This window comes from Pseudarthrobacter ribosi (genome assembly GCF_055412865.1).
Window position 1 is genome coordinate 36,267 of sequence record NZ_JBVAYZ010000010.1, and the last position, 16,402, is coordinate 52,668.

Sequence of the window (16,402 nt, forward strand, 5' to 3'; positions counted from 1 at the left end):
GTTGCCATGTCCCCTGACGCCAAGCCCAATGACTTCAGCGCCGCCCGCATCCATGAAGCCGTCCAGCAGATTCTGACTGCCGGAGTGCTCCCCGCCATTGTCCAGGCCGGACACCCGGTGCTGCGGCAGCTCGCCACGCCCTTCGACGGGCAAGTGAGTGGCGCCGAACTGGGCCAGCTGATCGACCTGATGCGCAGCGTGATGCACAAGGCGCCGGGCGTGGGCCTAGCGGCTCCGCAGCTCGGCATACCGCTGCAGCTCGCCGTGCTCGAGGACCAGTTCGACGTCGACCCTGAGGTCGCCACCGTCCGCGGACGGGAGCCGCTGCCGTTCTTCGCGATGCTCAACCCGTCCTACCAGCCGACGGACGGCTCTACGGTGGCGTTCTATGAAGGGTGCCTCTCAGTGAACGGACTTCAGGCCGCCGTGAACCGGCCCGTGTCGGTGCGGCTGGATTTCGCGGCACCGGACGGAACCCGGCAGCAGCGCGAATTCACGGGCTGGCAGGCCCGGATTGTCCAGCACGAAACCGACCACGTGCACGGCATCCTGTACCTGGACCGGGCCGAGCTGCGCTCCCTCAGTAGCAACGCCGAGTACTCCGCACGCTGGGCCCAGCCCGACATCAGCCTCGCCCGAAAGGAACTCGGGTTCCTCCCGGGCCCGTGACGCTCCGGCTCCGCCCCTCAGTCCCGGGCCGCAGAGCCGGGATTTGCCGCCGTCGGAAGGTGGCGGGACCACCAGCGGAGGATCTGGTCGAAGCGCTGCCTGCGGTGGTGCGGCGTCCCGGCACGTGACAATTCATGGTTCTCGCCGGGGAAGACCAGGAACGCAGCCTCCACCCCGAGCTGTTTCAGCGCGGTGAAATACCGCTGGCCCTGCTCCACCGGGCAGCGGAGGTCCTCCTCGCTGTGGATGACCAGGGACGGTGTGCGCACGTGCTGCACCCGGGCCATCGGGCTTTGCGCCGCCATCTGCTCGGCCGAACGGCCGGTGTACTCCCCGCCGAAGAACCAGCCGATGTCGGAGGAACCGGTGAAACTCACGGGATCGAGGAATCCGCGTTCCACGATGGCGGCCTTGAAGCGGTGGTCATGGCTGATGGTCCAGGCGGTGAGGTAGCCGCCGTAGGAACCACCCATGATGCCGAGCGCCCCGGCATCGAGTTCCTCGTACTTGCCGAGTGCGCCGTCGAGGAAGGCCAGGACGTCCTGCATGTCCAGGGTGCCCATCTTCTCCTTGATGGCCCGCCCGTGCTGCTGGCCGTAGCCGGCGGACCCGCGGGGGTTGCACATCAGGACGGCGTATCCTGCCGCGGCGTAGACCTGCGCCTCGTCGAAAAAGGCCCCGGTGAACTGGGCAAACGGGCCGCCGTGGATGTTCAGCAGGACCGGGTGCGGTCCCTGGCCTGGCGGTTTCACGAGCCAGCCGTGGACCGGGTAGCCGTCGCGGGACGGTACGGTGAGTTCGAGCGGTTCGATGATTCCGGCGCCAGAGCGCAGCGGTGCGGAGAAATCGGTCAGGACACGCAGCTGCCCGCCGTCGACCACGGCGACGTCGCCCGCGGTCGAGGCGTCGGCGAAACTGACCACCAGCGAACCGCCGCTGGCGGCGCCACCCGTGACCACCCGCCCGTCGCGGGCCAGTACCTCATGGTTCCCGGCGGCCTGGAACTCCAGCAGCTCGACCGTTCCCCGGGCGTTGTTCAGCGGCAGCACCGAGTCGGGACCGCCCAATTCGAGCCGGCCGTTGCAGCCGAGGTCCATCGTTTCGACGTCGCTCAGGCGGGTGGCGTCGCCGCCGCCCGCCGGCACCACGTAGAGCGCGGTGTTGCGCGCCACGAAGTCCTGACCCGACGGGCCAAGATCCTGGGCGAGGAAGAACAGCCACTGCCCGTCCCATGACTCGCGGACGGCATGGACACTCTGCCGGCCGGTGTTGGCCGGGGCGACCCGTTCCGGTTCCCCTCCTGTTTCCGCTCCTGCGGAGCCCTGCCCCACCGCGATGCGGTAGATGCCACTGGCGAGATCGTTGTCGCTGCCCTTATGCAGGGCGGCTGTGAAGTAGATGGTGCGCCCGTCGGTGCTGAAGCTCGCGCCCGTGTGGTCGGTGGCAGCGGTGGTGAGCTGCCGCGCGGCCGGCAGCAGCCCGGCCGGCGCGCCGCCGGCGTCGGGCGCGGGCTGACCCGACGGCGCCGCGGTACGGGCCTTCAACGCCCTGCCCTGGGGCGCCACCTTGGGTTCCGCGCCGGGGTCCGGAACCTCGACAAGGAAGAGCTGGACGGGCTTGTCAGCGGTATATCCGACGCCGTTCATCCGGTACTGATATTCGGTGATCAGCCGCGCGTCCTCGCCGCCGGCGGAGACCCCCTCGGTACTGCCGTAGCGGCCGTCCTCCGGAGTCCGGGCACTGTAGACAAGCTGCCGGGAATCGGGCGACCAGGCGAACGCCGACACGCCCAGCGGCGCGTCGGTGACGGGCTGCGGCTCCCCGCCGGCGGCCTCCACGATATGGAGCTGGGGTTTGCCGCCGGCCGCGGCGCGCAGGAATGCCAGCACCTGCCCGTCCGGGGAGAAGTCCGGCGCCGTGTCGCGGAATCCGCGGGTCAGGCGGCGCGGCGGCTGGTCCGGGTCCAGCGGCACCGTCCACAGCTGGCCGACGTAGGCGTCGGCGTCGAAGTCGGGCCGGATCACGGACACCACGGCACGTGTGCCGTCCGGATGCAGGGCAGGCGCGGAGACGGAATTCAGGAGCGGCAGATGTTCGGATTTCACGTGTGAGAGCCTAGCCCCAGTTTCCCCGGCTGTGAAATGGATCACCCCGGCGGGCGGGATCGCCGGGAGGTGCGGCCCTGCCGGCCGGGGCCGCGCGCCCCACCCCTAGGATGGACACTATGCCCCCCGCCTCCGCTGTCGCCCTGCTGTGCCCGGTCTGCCGGGACCGCCTCGGATTCAGCGACGACGCCGGCCGCACCCTCGGGTGTCCGGCCGGCCACCGCTTTGACGCGGCGAAACAGGGGTACTTCAACTTCCTCGTCGGCAAGGGCACCGTTTTCGAAGCGGACACGGCCGACATGGTGGCGGCACGCTTCGACTTCCTCTCCGCCGGGCATTACCGTCCGCTCGCCGCAGCCGTGGCGGAACGGGCGGTCCCGGCCCTCGCCGGCGGAACCGCTGAAACGCCAGGGACGGTGCTGGACGCCGGAACCGGGACCGGCCATTACCTCCGGGCCCTGCTGGACCGGGCGGCGCTGGACCGGAGGCCCGCGGGAGCGATCGGCCTGGACATCTCGAAGTTCGCGCTCCGCCGGGCCGCAAAACTGAACCCGGAAGCCATCAACCTTGTTGGGGACGTGTGGCAGCCGCTGCCGGTCGCCGACGGTGCCGTCGACGTCGTCACCGTGGTCTTCGCGCCGCGCAACGCGGCAGAGTTCGCCCGGGTGCTCCGCCCGGGCGGCCGGCTGGTGGTGGTCACTCCCCGGCCGGGCCACCTCGAGGAGGTGGCAGGCCAGGCCGGCATGCTCGGGATCGAACCGGCTAAAGACGAGCGGCTCGCGGCCTCGCTAGTGGGACACTTTTCGGCGCTCCCCGCCGACAACCTGGACGTGCCGCTCCAACTGACCCCCGCGGACGTCGCCCGGCTGGCGCTCATGGGCCCGGCCGGACACCACCTGGACCGCGGAGCGCTGGCGTCCCTCGCCGCCGGGCTTCCGCCGCTGACCGCAGTGTCGGCCCGGTTCCGGATCAGCGTTTTCGTGCCGCTCCGCTAGTGGCTCCACCAGTGCCACGGAGTGCCCGCAGGTAACGACTTGGCCACTATCGCCAAGTGCCTTCCCCGGCCCACCGCAGGCGTTGCCGTTCGGCTTAGGATGGAATCACAGTGACTGAGGGTCTGCACGTGCAGCCCCAGGGGCAAAGGGGGAAAAGATGTTCGAATGGCTACCCGAAAACTGGTGGGCGCTGTGGCTCACGGTGTTCCTGGTGTTTGCCGTGGTGGAGATGATCACCCTCGACCTGTTCTTCATCATGCTTGGCGGCGGAGCCCTCGCCGGACTGGTGGCGGCCCTGGCCGGCGCCGACGTCGGCCTGCAGGTCGTGGCCTTCTGTGTGGTCTCCCTCCTGATGATCGGCTTCGTCCGTCCCGTCGCGCTCAAACACCTGCATAAGGGTCCGGCCGACCGCCGCAGCAACGTCGAACGGCTGATCGGCGAATCCGCCCTTGTTATGGAGCCGGTGACCGCAACCGGCGGCCTGGTGAAAATCGGCGGCGACGTCTGGAGCGCCCGCTCCGAAACCGGCGTCCTGGCACCCGGACAGCACGCGATTGTCAGCGCGATCGACGGCGCCACGGCCGTCGTCGCCCCGCAGCCGGAAACCGCCATCCAGTAGCACCCGCAAGAATTCCGGCGGCCGCCACCGGCACCGGGCAGGCAGCGGGAAACCGCCGCACACCATAGCAAGACCAATCTGGGGAATAGGTGATGTATGGATATCGCAGTCGCAATCGTGCTGCTGGTTCTCGTTGCGTTCGTAATAATCGTGCTCGTCCGGGCGGTGCGGATTGTCCCGCAGGCCCGCGCCGGCGTCGTCGAACGGCTGGGCAAGTACCAGCGAACGCTGAACCCCGGCCTCACGATCCTGATCCCGTTCGTGGACCGGCTGCTGCCGCTGCTTGACCTGCGTGAACAGGTGGTCTCCTTCCCGCCGCAGCCGGTGATCACCGAGGACAACCTCGTGGTCTCAATCGACACGGTGGTCTACTTCCAGGTCACCGACGCGCGGGCGGCCACTTACGAGATCGCCAACTACATCCAGGCGGTTGAACAGCTCACCACCACGACACTCCGCAACGTCGTCGGCGGCCTGAACCTCGAAGAGGCCCTGACCTCGCGCGACCAGATCAACGGGCAGCTCCGCGGCGTCCTGGACGACGCGACCGGCCGCTGGGGCATCCGGGTCTCCCGGGTGGAGCTCAAGGCGATCGATCCGCCCCACTCCATCCAGGACTCGATGGAGAAGCAGATGCGCGCCGAGCGTGACCGCCGCGCCGCGATCCTGACGGCTGAAGGCACCAAGCAGTCCGCCATCCTCACCGCCGAGGGCCAGCGGCAGTCCTCGATCCTTAAAGCGGAAGGTGACGCGAAGGCGGCGATCCTTCGGGCCGACGGCGAGGCCCAGGCCATCCAGAAGGTCTTCGACGCGATCCATAAGGGCAACCCGGACCAGAAGCTCCTCGCCTACCAGTACCTGCAGACGCTCCCGAAAATCGCCGAAGGGTCCGCAAACAAGCTCTGGATCATCCCGAGCGAAGTCGGCGAAGCCCTCAAAGGCATCGGCAACGCGCTGGGCGGCAGCAAGGACGGCCAGTTCAATGACGGGCTGTTCGGCCCCGATTCCGACGCCGCGGCGGAACCCTCTGCTACCCGCCCGACTGCGCCGGCCGCCGGTGTCCCGGGGCATCCGGAGGCCTAGGCCCTTCAACTAACGGGGAGGCATCCGCGCGGCGGGTGCCTCCCCGTTGTGTTGCGCTGAACCGCCACCCCACCACAGCAGGCTTTACCCGGGGTGCCTTGTTCCCGTATACTTGAATATTTGTCCGGCCGGTTCAGTCCGACGGAACAATTAAGCTTCGCAAAGCGTTTTATCCAGTGACGATTCATCCGGTTTGGGTCCAGTGAAACGGCGCAGTGCAGACAGTAGTCCGGCGCGGTCTCACAGCCCCCGGCTAACGCAGGGCATGACCCTACGAACCGAATAGAGGGAGAAAAGATGAGCGATCGCAGCCTGCGGGGTATGCGCCTTGGCGCACAGAGCATGGAGACCGAATCCGGTGTCGAGCCGGCTCCGCGCCAGCGGGTTGAGTACCGCTGCGCGGATGGCGAGCAGGTATTCGTGACCTTCTCCTCCGAAGCGGAGATCCCCCCGGTATGGGTGTCGAAGACCGGCAAGGAAGCCTTGCTCGTCGACGGCGAACGCCCCGTGAACCTCAACGAGAAGGCAGTCCGCACGCACTGGGACATGCTCCTGGAACGTCGGTCGCTGCCCGAACTCGAGCAGATCCTCGAGGACCGCCTCACGATCCTGCGTGAACGCCGCGGCGAACGGCGCTCGGCTTAGACAGCACCCGCACCAGCCACTTCAAGCAATGCGGGGTCAACTTCGGCCCATCCGGAGGCATCGGATGGACTGGACGTGACCCTGAGTTGTTTTGGGAAGGGCCGGACACGCACGTCACCGACGATGCGTGTCCGGCCCTTTGCTTTTCCCTGCCGGGGCGCGGCTGTCTGTGGTGGCCCTACTTGACGGCTATTTTGCCGGCCAGCTTTCCGGCGAGCGTGTTCCACCGGGCGGTGAGGCCCCACCTGGTGACATTGATCATGGCTTCGACCACGATATTGCCGCTCATCTTCGAGTCGCCCAGCTCGCGCTCGACGAAAGTGATGGGGCGTTCGACGATCACCAGGCCGAGCTTTGCGACGCGCCAGGCCAGGTCCACCTGGAAGCCGTAGCCGACCGAGTCGACGGTGTTCAGGTCAAGTTTCTCCAGCGTGCTCCGGCGGAACGCACGGAACCCGCCGGTGACGTCCTTGATCCTGATGCCCAGCATGATCCGGGCATAGGTGCTGCCCACGCGGGAGATCGCCTGCCGGTACAGCGGCCAGTTGACGACACTGCCGCCGGGCACCCAGCGGGAACCCATGGCCAGGTCGGCACCCTGCTCCACGGCCTCGAGCAGCTGGGGAAGTTGCTCCGGCTGGTGCGAGCCGTCGGCGTCCATCTCCACGAGGACGTCGTAGCCGGCGTCGAGTCCCCATTTGAATCCGGCGATATAGGCCGCTCCGAGTCCGGCCTTCCCGGCGCGGTGCAGGACGTGGACCTGGCTGTCCTCAGCGGCGAAGCGGTCCGCCAGCTGCCCGGTGCCGTCGGGGCTGTTGTCGTCGACAACCAGGACGTCGGAGCCTGGCACCGCCGTGCGCAGCCGCCCGAGGGTCTTGGGCAACGATTCCAGCTCGTTGTAGGTCGGGATGATCGTGAGGACACGCACAGCGGGGCCTTTCCTTGAAGGGAGCGGTCGAGAGCCGGGCGGTCAGGGCTTAGCTGACACCAGGCGCAACTCTCCATTATAGGGAGTCGCCGCGGCCGCTGAGGCCGATGCCGGTCCCCCGGGCACGTCCCGGGCAGGTCCACCCGCCTCGGGCCAGTTGCGGCAGGGCGCGAAAAGCGCCGCCGGAACCGTTTTCTGCTGCGAAGTGGACCCGCCCCCTGGGAGTACCCATGGCCATGCCCGAAGAAGCTGCCGCGCTGGCGGCAACCTGGAACTGACCGGGGGACGTCCGGAGTCTGCGGCGTACACAACCCTCCGTGCCCCTCAATGCTACGGGGCGGCCCCGATCTGTCAACCGCTCCGTGACCTGCCGTTTCGTCCGTCATCGCAGGTCAGGGCCGCCTTGTGGCCGGCGAAGTTTCGGGCCGGCCCGGCGTTTCCGGGCCGGCCGTCAGCTCCTCAGCGAGCCGCTGGCGAACAGTTCCCGGCCGTCCCTGACGGTCTGCAGGCACACCGGCTCGGAACCGGCGTCCAGTGCCGGCAGCAGCGGCGTCCGCGCGCGGGGGTCCGTGCTCCAGGACTGGACCCGGCCGTCGGCCACCTGGACCATGAGTTCCTCGACTTCCCACACGGCGAAGCTGGCGGGGGCGCCGGGTACCAGCTGGCCGGCCATCGGGTTCCGGTACCGGGCGGCCCGCCAGCCGGCGCGGGTGTGACCGAGGAACGCGGCGCGGGCCGAGATCCGTTCGGCCGGGTTGTTGTGCTGCAGGCAGGCCCGGACGCTGGACCAGGGCCGCAACGGCGTGACCGGGCTGTCACTGCCGAAGCAGATCGGGACGCCGGCGGCGTAGAGGGAAGCAAAGGGATTCATGCCGCTGCGCCGGGATCCCAGGCGCTGCTGGTAAAGGCCGTCCTCCGCGCCCCAGGCAGCATCAAAGCCGGGCTGCGCGCTGACCGTCACGGAGTAGTTGGCCAGCCGGCGGATGGCATCCGCATCGGCGAGCTCGACATGTTCCAGGCGGTGGCCCGCGGCGCGGACCTTCTGCTCTCCGACTTCGGCCGCCGCCCGGTCCAGCGCGTCCAGCGCGGCGTCGAGGCCGGCGTCGCCGATGACGTGGAAGCCTGCCTGGATCCCGAGCAGCGAGCACGCTGCCAGGTGGGCCGCGGCCTCCGCGGACGAGAGGTACAGGCTGCCGCGCTCCCCCGCGGCGTCGCTGTAGTCCTGCCGCAGGGCCGCGGTCCGCGAACCGATTGAGCCGTCGATGTTCAGGTCCCCCGCGAGCCCGAGGACGGGCACGCCCAGGCTGTCCAGGATGGACCCGGCATGGTCCGCGGAGCCGGCCAGCTCGCCCCAGTACGGCAGGATCTCCGGAACCGCGTCCGGGCCGGTGTTCCAGGCCGCGGCAAGCCGGAGGTCCTCGATGCTGCCGATGTGCGGGGCAGCCATTTCCGCCAGGGCCACGTAACCGTTGGCTGCTGCCTCGGCGAGGGCACGCTGCTGATAGCCGCGGAGCGCCGCGGACGGCAGCTGGCGCGCCGCGAGCCGGGCGGCCGTGTGCGCGGACTGCTTGACCTGGCCGCCCGTGCCGGGGCCGTTGGTACCGGAGCCGTTGGTGCCGGAGCCGTTGGTGCCGGTGAGGCCGGCGGCTGCCGCCAGGGAGGTGGACACGAGCGCCGAGTGCACGTCGACACGGGAGAGGTAGACCTGCCGCCCGCCGGCAGCGCGTTCCAGTTCCTCGCGCGTGGGCAGGGCGGAGTCAGCCCACTGGGTCTCGTCCCAGCCATGGCCCAGCACGGTGCCGCCCGCGCCGGCCGCGGACATGCTGAAGCCGGCAACGGCGTCGAGCAGTTCCCGGGCCGAGCGGACCCCGCCGAGCTGCAGCGAGTCCAGGGCGATTCCCGTTTCCGTGAGATGGATGTGGGAATCGACGAAGCCGGGGGCGAGGAGCGCGCCGTGCAGGTCGATGACCTCCATCGAGGCGTCCTCAATCGAGGTGGCCGCCTGCTCGGAGCCGACCCAGGCGACGGTGTCGCCGTCGACCAGCATCGCCGTCGCAAAGGGATCGGCGGCGGTGTACACGGAGCCGTTGCGGTACAGCGTTACCTTGTGCGGCGCGGGGGCGGCCGGTGAATCGGTCATGGGTCGGGGACTCCTTGTTGCTGGTGGCCGGCGCGGGCCGGACGTGTTCGACGGCGGATGTTCCGGCCGGTGGGCCGGCCGCGGCGGTCAGGCCACGGAGGAATACGCGACGACGCCGCGCTTGATGAGTTTGATCGCGTCCCCGCACAGCCGCGAGACCCTGGGGTCCAGCGACGGGATCTTTGCGATCTGGTCCAGCAGGTCGATGACCTGCTTGACCCAGCGGACGAAGTCGCCCGCGGCCAGGTCGGTGCCGCTGAGGACGTCCTGCAGGTGCCGGCCCTTGGCCCACTTGAAAATCGGCCAGACCAGGCCGAGCTCGGGTTCACCGGTCAGGGGAAGCTTACTGGCTTCCTCGACGTCCTCCAGGGCGGACCATTCACGCACCACAATGTCGACGGCGGATTCCAATGACACGCTCGGCATCTTGGGCCGGAGCCCGCGGTCCTCACGCTTGGCCTGGTAGACCAGGACGCTGGCGACGGCGGCGACCTCGGCGGCGTCCAGGTCGCTGAAGGCGCCCAGCCGCAGGGACTGCGAAATCAGCAGGTCCTTCTCGCCGTAGATCCGGCGCAGCCGCTGCCCGTCGGCGCTGATGGTGAGCACCCCGGCGTCGGAAGTTTCCAGGTAGCCGTAGCTGGACAGGACGCCGCAGACCCGGTCGAAGGTCTTGGCGATGGTGTTGGTGCGGCCCTGGATCTGGCGCACCAGCCCGTCGGTTTCCTGGCGCAGCTTCCAATAGCGCTCGGACCAGCGCGCGTGGTCCTCGCGTTCGCTGCAGCCATGGCACGGGTGTGCGCGGAGTTCGCGGCGCAGCTCGGCGATCTTCCTTTCCTGGTCCGGAAGGGCGGCGGCGCGGCCAAAGTCGTCGTTCCGGCTCGGCGGCGCGGGGGGCCGGTTTTCCCGGAGGGCGTTCCGGACCGAGGACGCCAGGTCTCGCCGTGACTTGGGCACCTTGGCGTTGAAGGATTTCGGGATCCGGACCCGGGTGATGGGAGCCAGCGGCCCTTCCACGTCCTGGGTGCCGATCCGCCGCAGCTGGTTGTCCAGAGTCATCACGGCGGGCCGCGGCTCGCGGGAGTGGTGGTCGGAGCTGAGGACGACGGCGAGTCCGGGCGCCCGGCCGGTGGGCACGTCCACCACGTCCCCGGGGAGCAGCCTGCTCAGGGAATCCTCGGTCACGGATTTCCTCGCCCGGGAGCTGGTCTGGGAGGCGTTCTTCTCGGCGTCGGAGAGCGCCCGCCGGATCCGGGAGTAGTCGGTGAAGTCGCCGAGGTGGCAGCTCATCGCCTTGCTGAAGCCGGCCAGGGATTCCTCGCGGCTGCGGACCTGTTTGGCCAGCCCGACGACGGAGCGGTCTGCCTGGAACTGGGCGAAGGAGGACTCGAGGATCTCCCGGGCCCGGGGCCGGCCGAACTGCGCCAGCAGGTTGATCGACATGTTGTACGTCGGCCGGAAGCTGGAGTTCAGCGGGTAGGTGCGCCGCGAGGCGAGGCCGGCGACGGACGCCGGATCCGTGCCGGGCTGCCACAGCACGACGGCGTGGCCCTCGACGTCGATCCCGCGGCGGCCGGCGCGCCCGGTCAGCTGGGTGTACTCCCCCGCCGTGATGTTGACGTGCGCTTCCCCGTTGAACTTGTCGAGCTTCTCCAGTACCACGGAGCGTGCCGGCATGTTGACGCCGAGCGCCAGGGTTTCGGTCGCGAACACGGCCTTGACGAGCCCGTCGACGAAGAGTTTCTCGACGACTTCCTTGAAGGTGGGCAGCATGCCGGCGTGGTGGGCCGCGAGGCCGCGGAGCAGCCCGTCGCGCCAGCTCCAGAAGCCGAGCACGTCCAGGTCGTCGGAGGGGATGTCCTGTGCGGCCTCGTCGACGCGCCGGGCAATGATGAGCTGTTCCTGCTCGGTGGTCAGCCACAGCCCGGCAGCGACGCACTGTGCCACCGCGGCGTCGCAGCCTGCGCGGGAAAAGATGAAGGTGATGGCCGGCAACAGGTCCTGCCGGTCCAGGCTGGCGATGACCTGGGGGCGGCTGGCCTTCCGGACCGGGCTGCGCGGGCCGCCCTGCGGTGCGTCGTCACGCTGGTTCCGCTGGCGCCGGACGTTGCGGCCGCCCTGGCCGAAGCGTCCGCGGAAGTTCATCTGGCTCTCGGCGCGGGCCATGGAAAGCAGCTCGGGGTTGACCTCGAAGCCGGGGCGGGCGCTCAGGTCGGCGGTTTCCGCGGTGGCGGATACAGCGGACACGGCGGCCTCGCCGGCCGGGGCGATCTCATCGAAGCTGGTGTCGCCGGCGAAGAGGTCCACGATCTTCCGGCCCACCATCACGTGCTGCCACAGCGGTACCGGCCGATGCTCGGATACGATGACGTCGGTCTGGCCGCGCACCGTGTCCAGCCAGGCCCCGAACTCCTCGGCGTTGGAGACGGTGGCGCTGAGCGAGGCGACCTGGACTTCGCTGGGCAGGTGGATGATGACCTCTTCCCAGACCGCGCCGCGGAAGCGGTCCGCGAGGTAGTGCACCTCGTCCATCACGACATAGCCTAGGTCGGCCAGGGTGCTGGAGTCGGCGTAGAGCATGTTGCGGAGCACCTCGGTGGTCATCACCACCACCGGGGCGTCGCCGTTGATGCTGGTGTCGCCGGTCAGCAGCCCCACCCGGTCGGCACCGTATTTGTCCGCCAGCTCCGAGTACTTCTGGTTGGACAGGGCCTTGATCGGGGTGGTGTAGAAGGCCTTGAGCCCGCGCCGGAGCGCCAGGTAGATGGCGAACTCCCCCACGATCGTCTTGCCGGCACCCGTGGGGGCGGCCACCAGGACCCCGCGGCCGGCCTGCAGGGACAGGCACGCTTCGCGCTGGAAGTCGTCGAGGTCGAAGGCAAGCGAACGGATGAAGCCACCCAGATAGGTTTTCGCTTCTGCGGCCCGCTCGACGCTGGCACGGTAGCGTTCAGACGGCGAGTCCGGCCCGGGTATTGAAGACATGGTTCCAGCCTAGTGCGCCAAGGGCTAGAGATTTTCCAGCTCGGAACTGGGAGTCGCCCGGTCCGCGGTGGCCTCTGTCTCCTCAGCCCGTTTGACGGCGCGCCGTTCCCGCCGGCGGTCGTTGAGCAGGCACAGTCCGATGGCAGCGAAGAACAGGAGCAGCATCGGCCCGGCAAGGTAGAACATGCTCATTGCGTCGGCTCCGGGCGCGGCCATGGCGGCGAAGAGGCAGACCAGGAACACGGTGATGCGCCAGCTCTTGACGAGCTGCTTGCCCTTGATGATTCCTGCCAGGTTCAGCCCGACGAGGACCACCGGGAGCAGGAACGCGATGCCGAAGGCGAGCAGGAGCCGCAGCACAAACGCCAGGTACACCTGGGCGCTGATGAAGTTGGAGCCGCCGGAGGGGGTGAAGTCGGTCAGTACCCGGACCGCGTTCGGAAGCACCAGCCAGGCCAGCAGGACGCCGCCCACAAACAGCGGTACGGCGGCCGCCACGAAGGACAGCGCCATCCTGCGTTCCTTCTTGTGCAGGCCGGGGACGATGAATGCCCACAGCTGGTACAGCCAGACCGGGCTCGCGACGATCAGGCCCAGGAAGACGGAGACCTGGATCATGAGGTCAAACGAGCTGGCCACGCCGTCAAAGTTCAGCGTCGCCTGCCGGCCCTCGTGTTCATTGAGATCGGCGATCGGTTTGATCAGCGCCGCAAGCATGGGCTGGTAGACGAGGAACCCGACGACGGTCCCCAGGACGACGGCGATCGCGGACTTGAAGAGTCGGTTCCGCAGTTCTTTCAGGTGATCGAGGAGGGCCATCCTCCCCTCGGGGTTCGACCGGCGGCCCATGGTTACTGCCACGCGGTGTTAGGCGCGGTTCGGCGGCGGAACGTCGGTTCCGTCTCCGGTGCGGGTTTCCGTGCCGGCGGACTTCGGGTGGTTCACGACCCGGCCTTCGACGGGCTCAGAGCCGTCTGTGGTGTCCGTGGCGCCGTCCTTCTTCATCTCCCGGACTTCCGACTTGAAGATGCGCATCGACTGGCCAAGGCTCCGGGCCATGCCGGGCAGCTTGGGCGCAGCGAAAAGCACCAGTGCCAGAACGATTATGATGATGAGATGCCAGCCTTCAAGCCTCATGACAGGAAGTCCTTTCGTTTGAATACATCCTACGTCTAAGTCAATTCGATGTCGTGCAGCCGCTGGGGCTGCCCGCGGTCCCGCCTGCGCTGGACGCGGCGCCGGCGGCGGGCTTCCTGGCGGGCCATCTTGTCCGCCCGGTAGTCATGCCCCAGCTGTATGGGGGAGGCGAAAACGGCGGATCCGGGTTCGATCAGCGGTTCCGCGCTTTGGCTGGCCGCGCCCGGGCCGCCGGCGCCGGCACCGTCGAGGGACGGGGCGGCCGCGGCCGGGAAGGTGGAGAACCGCTCCCCCGCATCGCCGAGTTCCTTGGCCGTGACCATGAACTTCCGGAACAACCGGGCGCCGAGCACAACAAAGAACAACAGTGACAGCGCGACGAGCGCTATCCAGATTACGATCCAGGACCACCAAGGCATGCTGAGTAGTCTAGCCGCCGCACCGGTTAGTCTTCATAATTGGCCAGGCCGGCGGCCAGCCACTCCCGGGACGCCTCCGCCAGATCTTCGGGCTGGAGGATCCGGGCCGTCCCGCCGTGCTGGGCCACGAACATCGGCAACCAGCCGGTGCTGCCGAAGCGGATTTCGGCGAGCAGCCCGCCGCCGGGAAGTTCCGCCGTCCGCTCCGCGTAGTACTCATCGGCCAGGCCGATGCCGCGGCGGGTCAGTTCAACCACCACCACCGTGTCGTCGTCGTTCGGGGTGAAGAGTTTGACGGGGAAACTGCTGCCCGGGGCTGCCGTCTCCGAGACGGGCAGGCCGGTGCTTTCCAGGGCTTCGATCCGGTCCAGCCGGAAGTTGCGCAGCCCCTGCGCGGAATGGCAGTACGCCTCGAGGTACCAGGTGTTATCCAGCGAGTAGAGCCGCAGCGGATCGATGTTGCGTTCAGAAACCGTGTCCCGCAGCGGCGAGAAATAGCGCAGCCGCAGCTGGGCGCCGGTCCGGATGGCTTCGCGCGCCGTTTCCAGCGCTGCGGAGTTCTCGGGCCCCACTTCCGGGCCGGACAGGGCGGCCGCTTTGAGGCCTTCCTCCCCCGCCGCTGCCATGAGCTTGAGCGTGACGGATTCCAGGGCGCCGCCCTCGGCCAGCTCCGGCAGGCCGTTGAGCGTCTCCAGCCCCGTCAGCAGGGCGCAGGCCTCCTCCACGGTGAAGCGGACGGGCCGGTTCAGGTCGAGGTGCTCGGAGATGGTCACGTGGTCGTCGTCCCACTGGATGTCCAGCAGGTCGTCCGGGTAGCCCTCGGGCAGGCCGGAGCAGATCAGGATCCGCAGGTCCGCTTCCAGTTCCTTGCGGGTGATCCCGAATTTCTGCGCCACGTCGCTGATGTGCAGGCCCTGGTTGTGCACCAGGAACGGCACCAGCTGGAGCATCCGGGTCAGTTGGTCCTCGGAGGTGCGTTTGCGGCCGTGGCGCGGTTTTGCCGGAGCGAAAGCGGCCGCAAGGGAAGAGTCTGACGGGAGAGCGGCCGCCGGGAAAGCGATCGGCGGGACGGGCGCCGCGGCGAAGTCGGCCGCGGCGGCCAGGCGCCGCCGCACAGAGCTGACAAGTTCGGGCGGGGACACCGCGACCGCCAGGGGCCCGTAGGAGGCGAGTTCCTCGGCGAACGTCTCGACGTCCCGGAACGGCATGCTGAGGCGGTCCCGGCCCGTGGCGGGCAACCCGGCGCCGGTGTCGGCCACGGGGCCGGGGAGGGCGCGTTTGCGGAGTCCGTGCACCCTGCCGGGCTGGACATCGACCTCGGCCGTCCGGACCGGAAGCTCCGCGAGCCCGGCCAGTTCGGCGCGCACGTTGAAGTCCGCCGGCGGGGTGAAACTTTCCTTCTCCAGGACGGTCACGGCGGACGTGACGCGGGAGAGGCGGAAGAAGCGCTTGTCCCCCCGGGCCCTGTCGTGGGCTACGAGGTACCACTGGCCGAAGCGGCTGCCGAGTCCCCAGGGTTCCACGAGCCGCTCCTCTTCCTTGCCGGTGCTGCCGGCGAGGTAGCGGAAGCTGACGGGATGCTGGGCGTGCATGGCCGCGACGAGGTCCTCGAACGCCTGTCCCGCGGGTCGGATCCGCGGCTGGACCCCGGCGGGGAGCTCGGCGTCGACCAGGCCGCCGGAGGCCTGCAGCTTGCGCACCGCGTTGAGCGCGGCGGAGCCCAGGGCGGCATGCTCCCAGAGCTGGGCCGCGAGCATGAGCACGGTGCACTCTGCCGGGGTGAGGTTGACGTCCGGAAGCCGGTTGGAGTCCTTGCCGATCCGGTAGCGGGTGGTGGCCGGATCATCCGAACCCCAGCCCTTGTCCGTGACGGTCTCGACGTCGAAGCCGAAGCGCCGGAGCTCGCCCTTGTCGCGTTCGAACATCCGGCCGAAGGCGACGTCGGTGCTGCTGGTGTCGTGGTAGACCTTGTCGCGCAGTTCACTGCGGCGCAGGCCGTAGGTGGTGTTGAGCAGGGCGATGAGCAGGTTCAGGAGGCGTTCGGTACGGGAGGCTGACACCCCGCAAGGGTACTAAAGTCCCCGCCCGAAACTGACAAAAGCGCGGCAACAGCCGGAAGAACTTTCCCGATTGTTACCGCGCTTCGTGAAGCAGGTCGGCGTCCGGTCAGGACGGCCGCCGGTGGTTCCGCTGAGTGGGCCCACGCCGGCGAGGGCCCCGGCCCGAGCTTGCGAGGGCAGGGAGCCGGTGGGGACTAGCGGACGGCGACGAGGTCGACGACGAAGATCAGGGCCTCGTTCGGGCCGATCGCGCCGCCGGCGCCGCGCGGGCCGTAGGCCAGCTCGGAGGGGATTTCGAGCCGGCGGCGGCCGCCGACCTTCATGCCCAACAGGCCCTGGTCCCAGCCCTGGATGACCTGGCCGACGCCGACGCGGAAGTCGAGCGGTGCGCCGCGGCCCCAGGAGGCGTCGAACTCTTCGCCGGTGGACCAGGCCACGCCGACGTAGTGGGTGGAGACGGTGTCGCCGGCCTTGGCTTCGGCGCCGTCGCCCTCGATGAGGTCGGTGATGACCAGTTCGGTCGGCACGGCGCCCTCCGGGAAGTCAATTTCCGGCTTCTGGCGGTCAATGTTGCGCTGTCCAAATGACATGGTTGCTCCTTCTAGCGTGGCTTGGGTGGT

14 protein-coding genes are annotated in these 16,402 nt (G+C 68.9%); 5 read left to right on the top strand and 9 right to left on the bottom strand.

The annotated features are described in order from the left end of the window. Positions 1–6 precede the first annotated feature (6 nt). A complete protein-coding gene (locus ACZYZ5_RS11970; RefSeq protein ID WP_463901946.1) occupies positions 7–669 on the top strand; it encodes a peptide deformylase in 663 nt (220 codons plus the stop codon). A gap of 17 nt (positions 670–686) precedes the next feature. Here the strand turns inward: ACZYZ5_RS11970 and ACZYZ5_RS11975 are convergent, their stop codons facing one another. Continuing rightward, positions 687–2,774, bottom strand: a complete 2,088-nt coding sequence (locus ACZYZ5_RS11975) for a S9 family peptidase (protein WP_463901947.1) — start codon at positions 2,772–2,774, stop codon at positions 687–689. Positions 2,775–2,893: 119 nt separating this feature from the next. Between ACZYZ5_RS11975 and ACZYZ5_RS11980 the strand changes: the two genes are divergently transcribed. The 4 genes from ACZYZ5_RS11980 (at position 2,894) to ACZYZ5_RS11995 (ending at position 6,116) form a co-directional block, all read left to right on the top strand. Then, a complete protein-coding gene (locus ACZYZ5_RS11980; RefSeq protein WP_463901948.1) occupies positions 2,894–3,769 on the top strand; it encodes a methyltransferase domain-containing protein in 876 nt (291 codons plus the stop codon). A gap of 157 nt (positions 3,770–3,926) precedes the next feature. After that, a complete protein-coding gene (locus ACZYZ5_RS11985; protein ID WP_463901949.1) occupies positions 3,927–4,388 on the top strand; it encodes an NfeD family protein in 462 nt (153 codons plus the stop codon). Between the two features lie 96 nt (positions 4,389–4,484). Next, on the top strand, positions 4,485–5,471 hold the full coding sequence (locus tag ACZYZ5_RS11990; RefSeq protein WP_463901950.1) for an SPFH domain-containing protein: 987 nt from the start codon (positions 4,485–4,487) through the stop codon (positions 5,469–5,471). A 297-nt stretch (positions 5,472–5,768) separates the two neighbouring features. Beyond that, complete coding sequence (locus ACZYZ5_RS11995) at positions 5,769–6,116, top strand: RNA polymerase-binding protein RbpA (RefSeq protein WP_024367218.1); 348 nt, start codon at positions 5,769–5,771, stop codon at positions 6,114–6,116. Between the two features lie 178 nt (positions 6,117–6,294). Here ACZYZ5_RS11995 and ACZYZ5_RS12000 read toward each other — a convergent pair whose 3' ends face one another. From ACZYZ5_RS12000 to ACZYZ5_RS12035, 8 genes are all read right to left on the bottom strand, one after another. Further along, complete coding sequence (locus ACZYZ5_RS12000) at positions 6,295–7,044, bottom strand: polyprenol monophosphomannose synthase (RefSeq protein WP_463901951.1); 750 nt, start codon at positions 7,042–7,044, stop codon at positions 6,295–6,297. 451 nt (positions 7,045–7,495) lie between these two features. Further along, complete coding sequence (locus tag ACZYZ5_RS12005) at positions 7,496–9,184, bottom strand: amidohydrolase (protein WP_463901952.1); 1,689 nt, start codon at positions 9,182–9,184, stop codon at positions 7,496–7,498. 87 nt (positions 9,185–9,271) lie between these two features. Further along, positions 9,272–12,166: a DEAD/DEAH box helicase gene (locus tag ACZYZ5_RS12010; RefSeq protein WP_463901953.1), complete on the bottom strand. Its 2,895-nt coding sequence runs from the start codon at positions 12,164–12,166 to the stop codon at positions 9,272–9,274. Positions 12,167–12,190: 24 nt separating this feature from the next. After that, the gene (gene tatC, locus ACZYZ5_RS12015) at positions 12,191–12,985 is read right to left on the bottom strand and encodes a twin-arginine translocase subunit TatC (RefSeq protein WP_463901954.1); all 795 of its coding nucleotides are present in this window, start codon (positions 12,983–12,985) and stop codon (positions 12,191–12,193) included. A 48-nt stretch (positions 12,986–13,033) separates the two neighbouring features. Further along, positions 13,034–13,303, bottom strand: a complete 270-nt coding sequence (gene tatA, locus ACZYZ5_RS12020) for a Sec-independent protein translocase subunit TatA (RefSeq protein ID WP_463901955.1) — start codon at positions 13,301–13,303, stop codon at positions 13,034–13,036. Between the two features lie 35 nt (positions 13,304–13,338). Further along, complete coding sequence (locus ACZYZ5_RS12025) at positions 13,339–13,722, bottom strand: hypothetical protein (RefSeq protein ID WP_463901957.1); 384 nt, start codon at positions 13,720–13,722, stop codon at positions 13,339–13,341. A gap of 26 nt (positions 13,723–13,748) precedes the next feature. Next, complete coding sequence (locus tag ACZYZ5_RS12030; RefSeq protein WP_463901959.1) at positions 13,749–15,782, bottom strand: helix-turn-helix transcriptional regulator; 2,034 nt, start codon at positions 15,780–15,782, stop codon at positions 13,749–13,751. A gap of 194 nt (positions 15,783–15,976) precedes the next feature. Then, on the bottom strand, positions 15,977–16,372 hold the full coding sequence (locus ACZYZ5_RS12035; protein WP_354170650.1) for an FKBP-type peptidyl-prolyl cis-trans isomerase: 396 nt from the start codon (positions 16,370–16,372) through the stop codon (positions 15,977–15,979). Positions 16,373–16,402: the final 30 nt, after the last annotated feature.

Excerpts from the sequence above, each read along its gene's own strand:
- ACZYZ5_RS11970 (WP_463901946.1), top strand. The coding sequence starts at position 7 with ATGTCCCCTGACGCCAAGCCCAATGACTTCAGCGCCGCCCGCATCCAT.
- ACZYZ5_RS11980 (WP_463901948.1), top strand. The coding sequence starts at position 2,894 with ATGCCCCCCGCCTCCGCTGTCGCCCTGCTGTGCCCGGTCTGCCGGGAC.
- ACZYZ5_RS11985 (WP_463901949.1), top strand. The coding sequence starts at position 3,927 with ATGTTCGAATGGCTACCCGAAAACTGGTGGGCGCTGTGGCTCACGGTG.
- ACZYZ5_RS11990 (WP_463901950.1), top strand. The coding sequence starts at position 4,485 with ATGGATATCGCAGTCGCAATCGTGCTGCTGGTTCTCGTTGCGTTCGTA.
- ACZYZ5_RS11995 (WP_024367218.1), top strand. The coding sequence starts at position 5,769 with ATGAGCGATCGCAGCCTGCGGGGTATGCGCCTTGGCGCACAGAGCATG.
- ACZYZ5_RS12005 (WP_463901952.1), bottom strand. The coding sequence starts at position 9,184 with ATGACCGATTCACCGGCCGCCCCCGCGCCGCACAAGGTAACGCTGTAC.
- ACZYZ5_RS12010 (WP_463901953.1), bottom strand. The coding sequence starts at position 12,166 with ATGTCTTCAATACCCGGGCCGGACTCGCCGTCTGAACGCTACCGTGCC.
- tatC (WP_463901954.1), bottom strand. The coding sequence starts at position 12,985 with ATGGCCCTCCTCGATCACCTGAAAGAACTGCGGAACCGACTCTTCAAG.
- tatA (WP_463901955.1), bottom strand. The coding sequence starts at position 13,303 with ATGAGGCTTGAAGGCTGGCATCTCATCATCATAATCGTTCTGGCACTG.
- ACZYZ5_RS12025 (WP_463901957.1), bottom strand. The coding sequence starts at position 13,722 with ATGCCTTGGTGGTCCTGGATCGTAATCTGGATAGCGCTCGTCGCGCTG.
- ACZYZ5_RS12035 (WP_354170650.1), bottom strand. The coding sequence starts at position 16,372 with ATGTCATTTGGACAGCGCAACATTGACCGCCAGAAGCCGGAAATTGAC.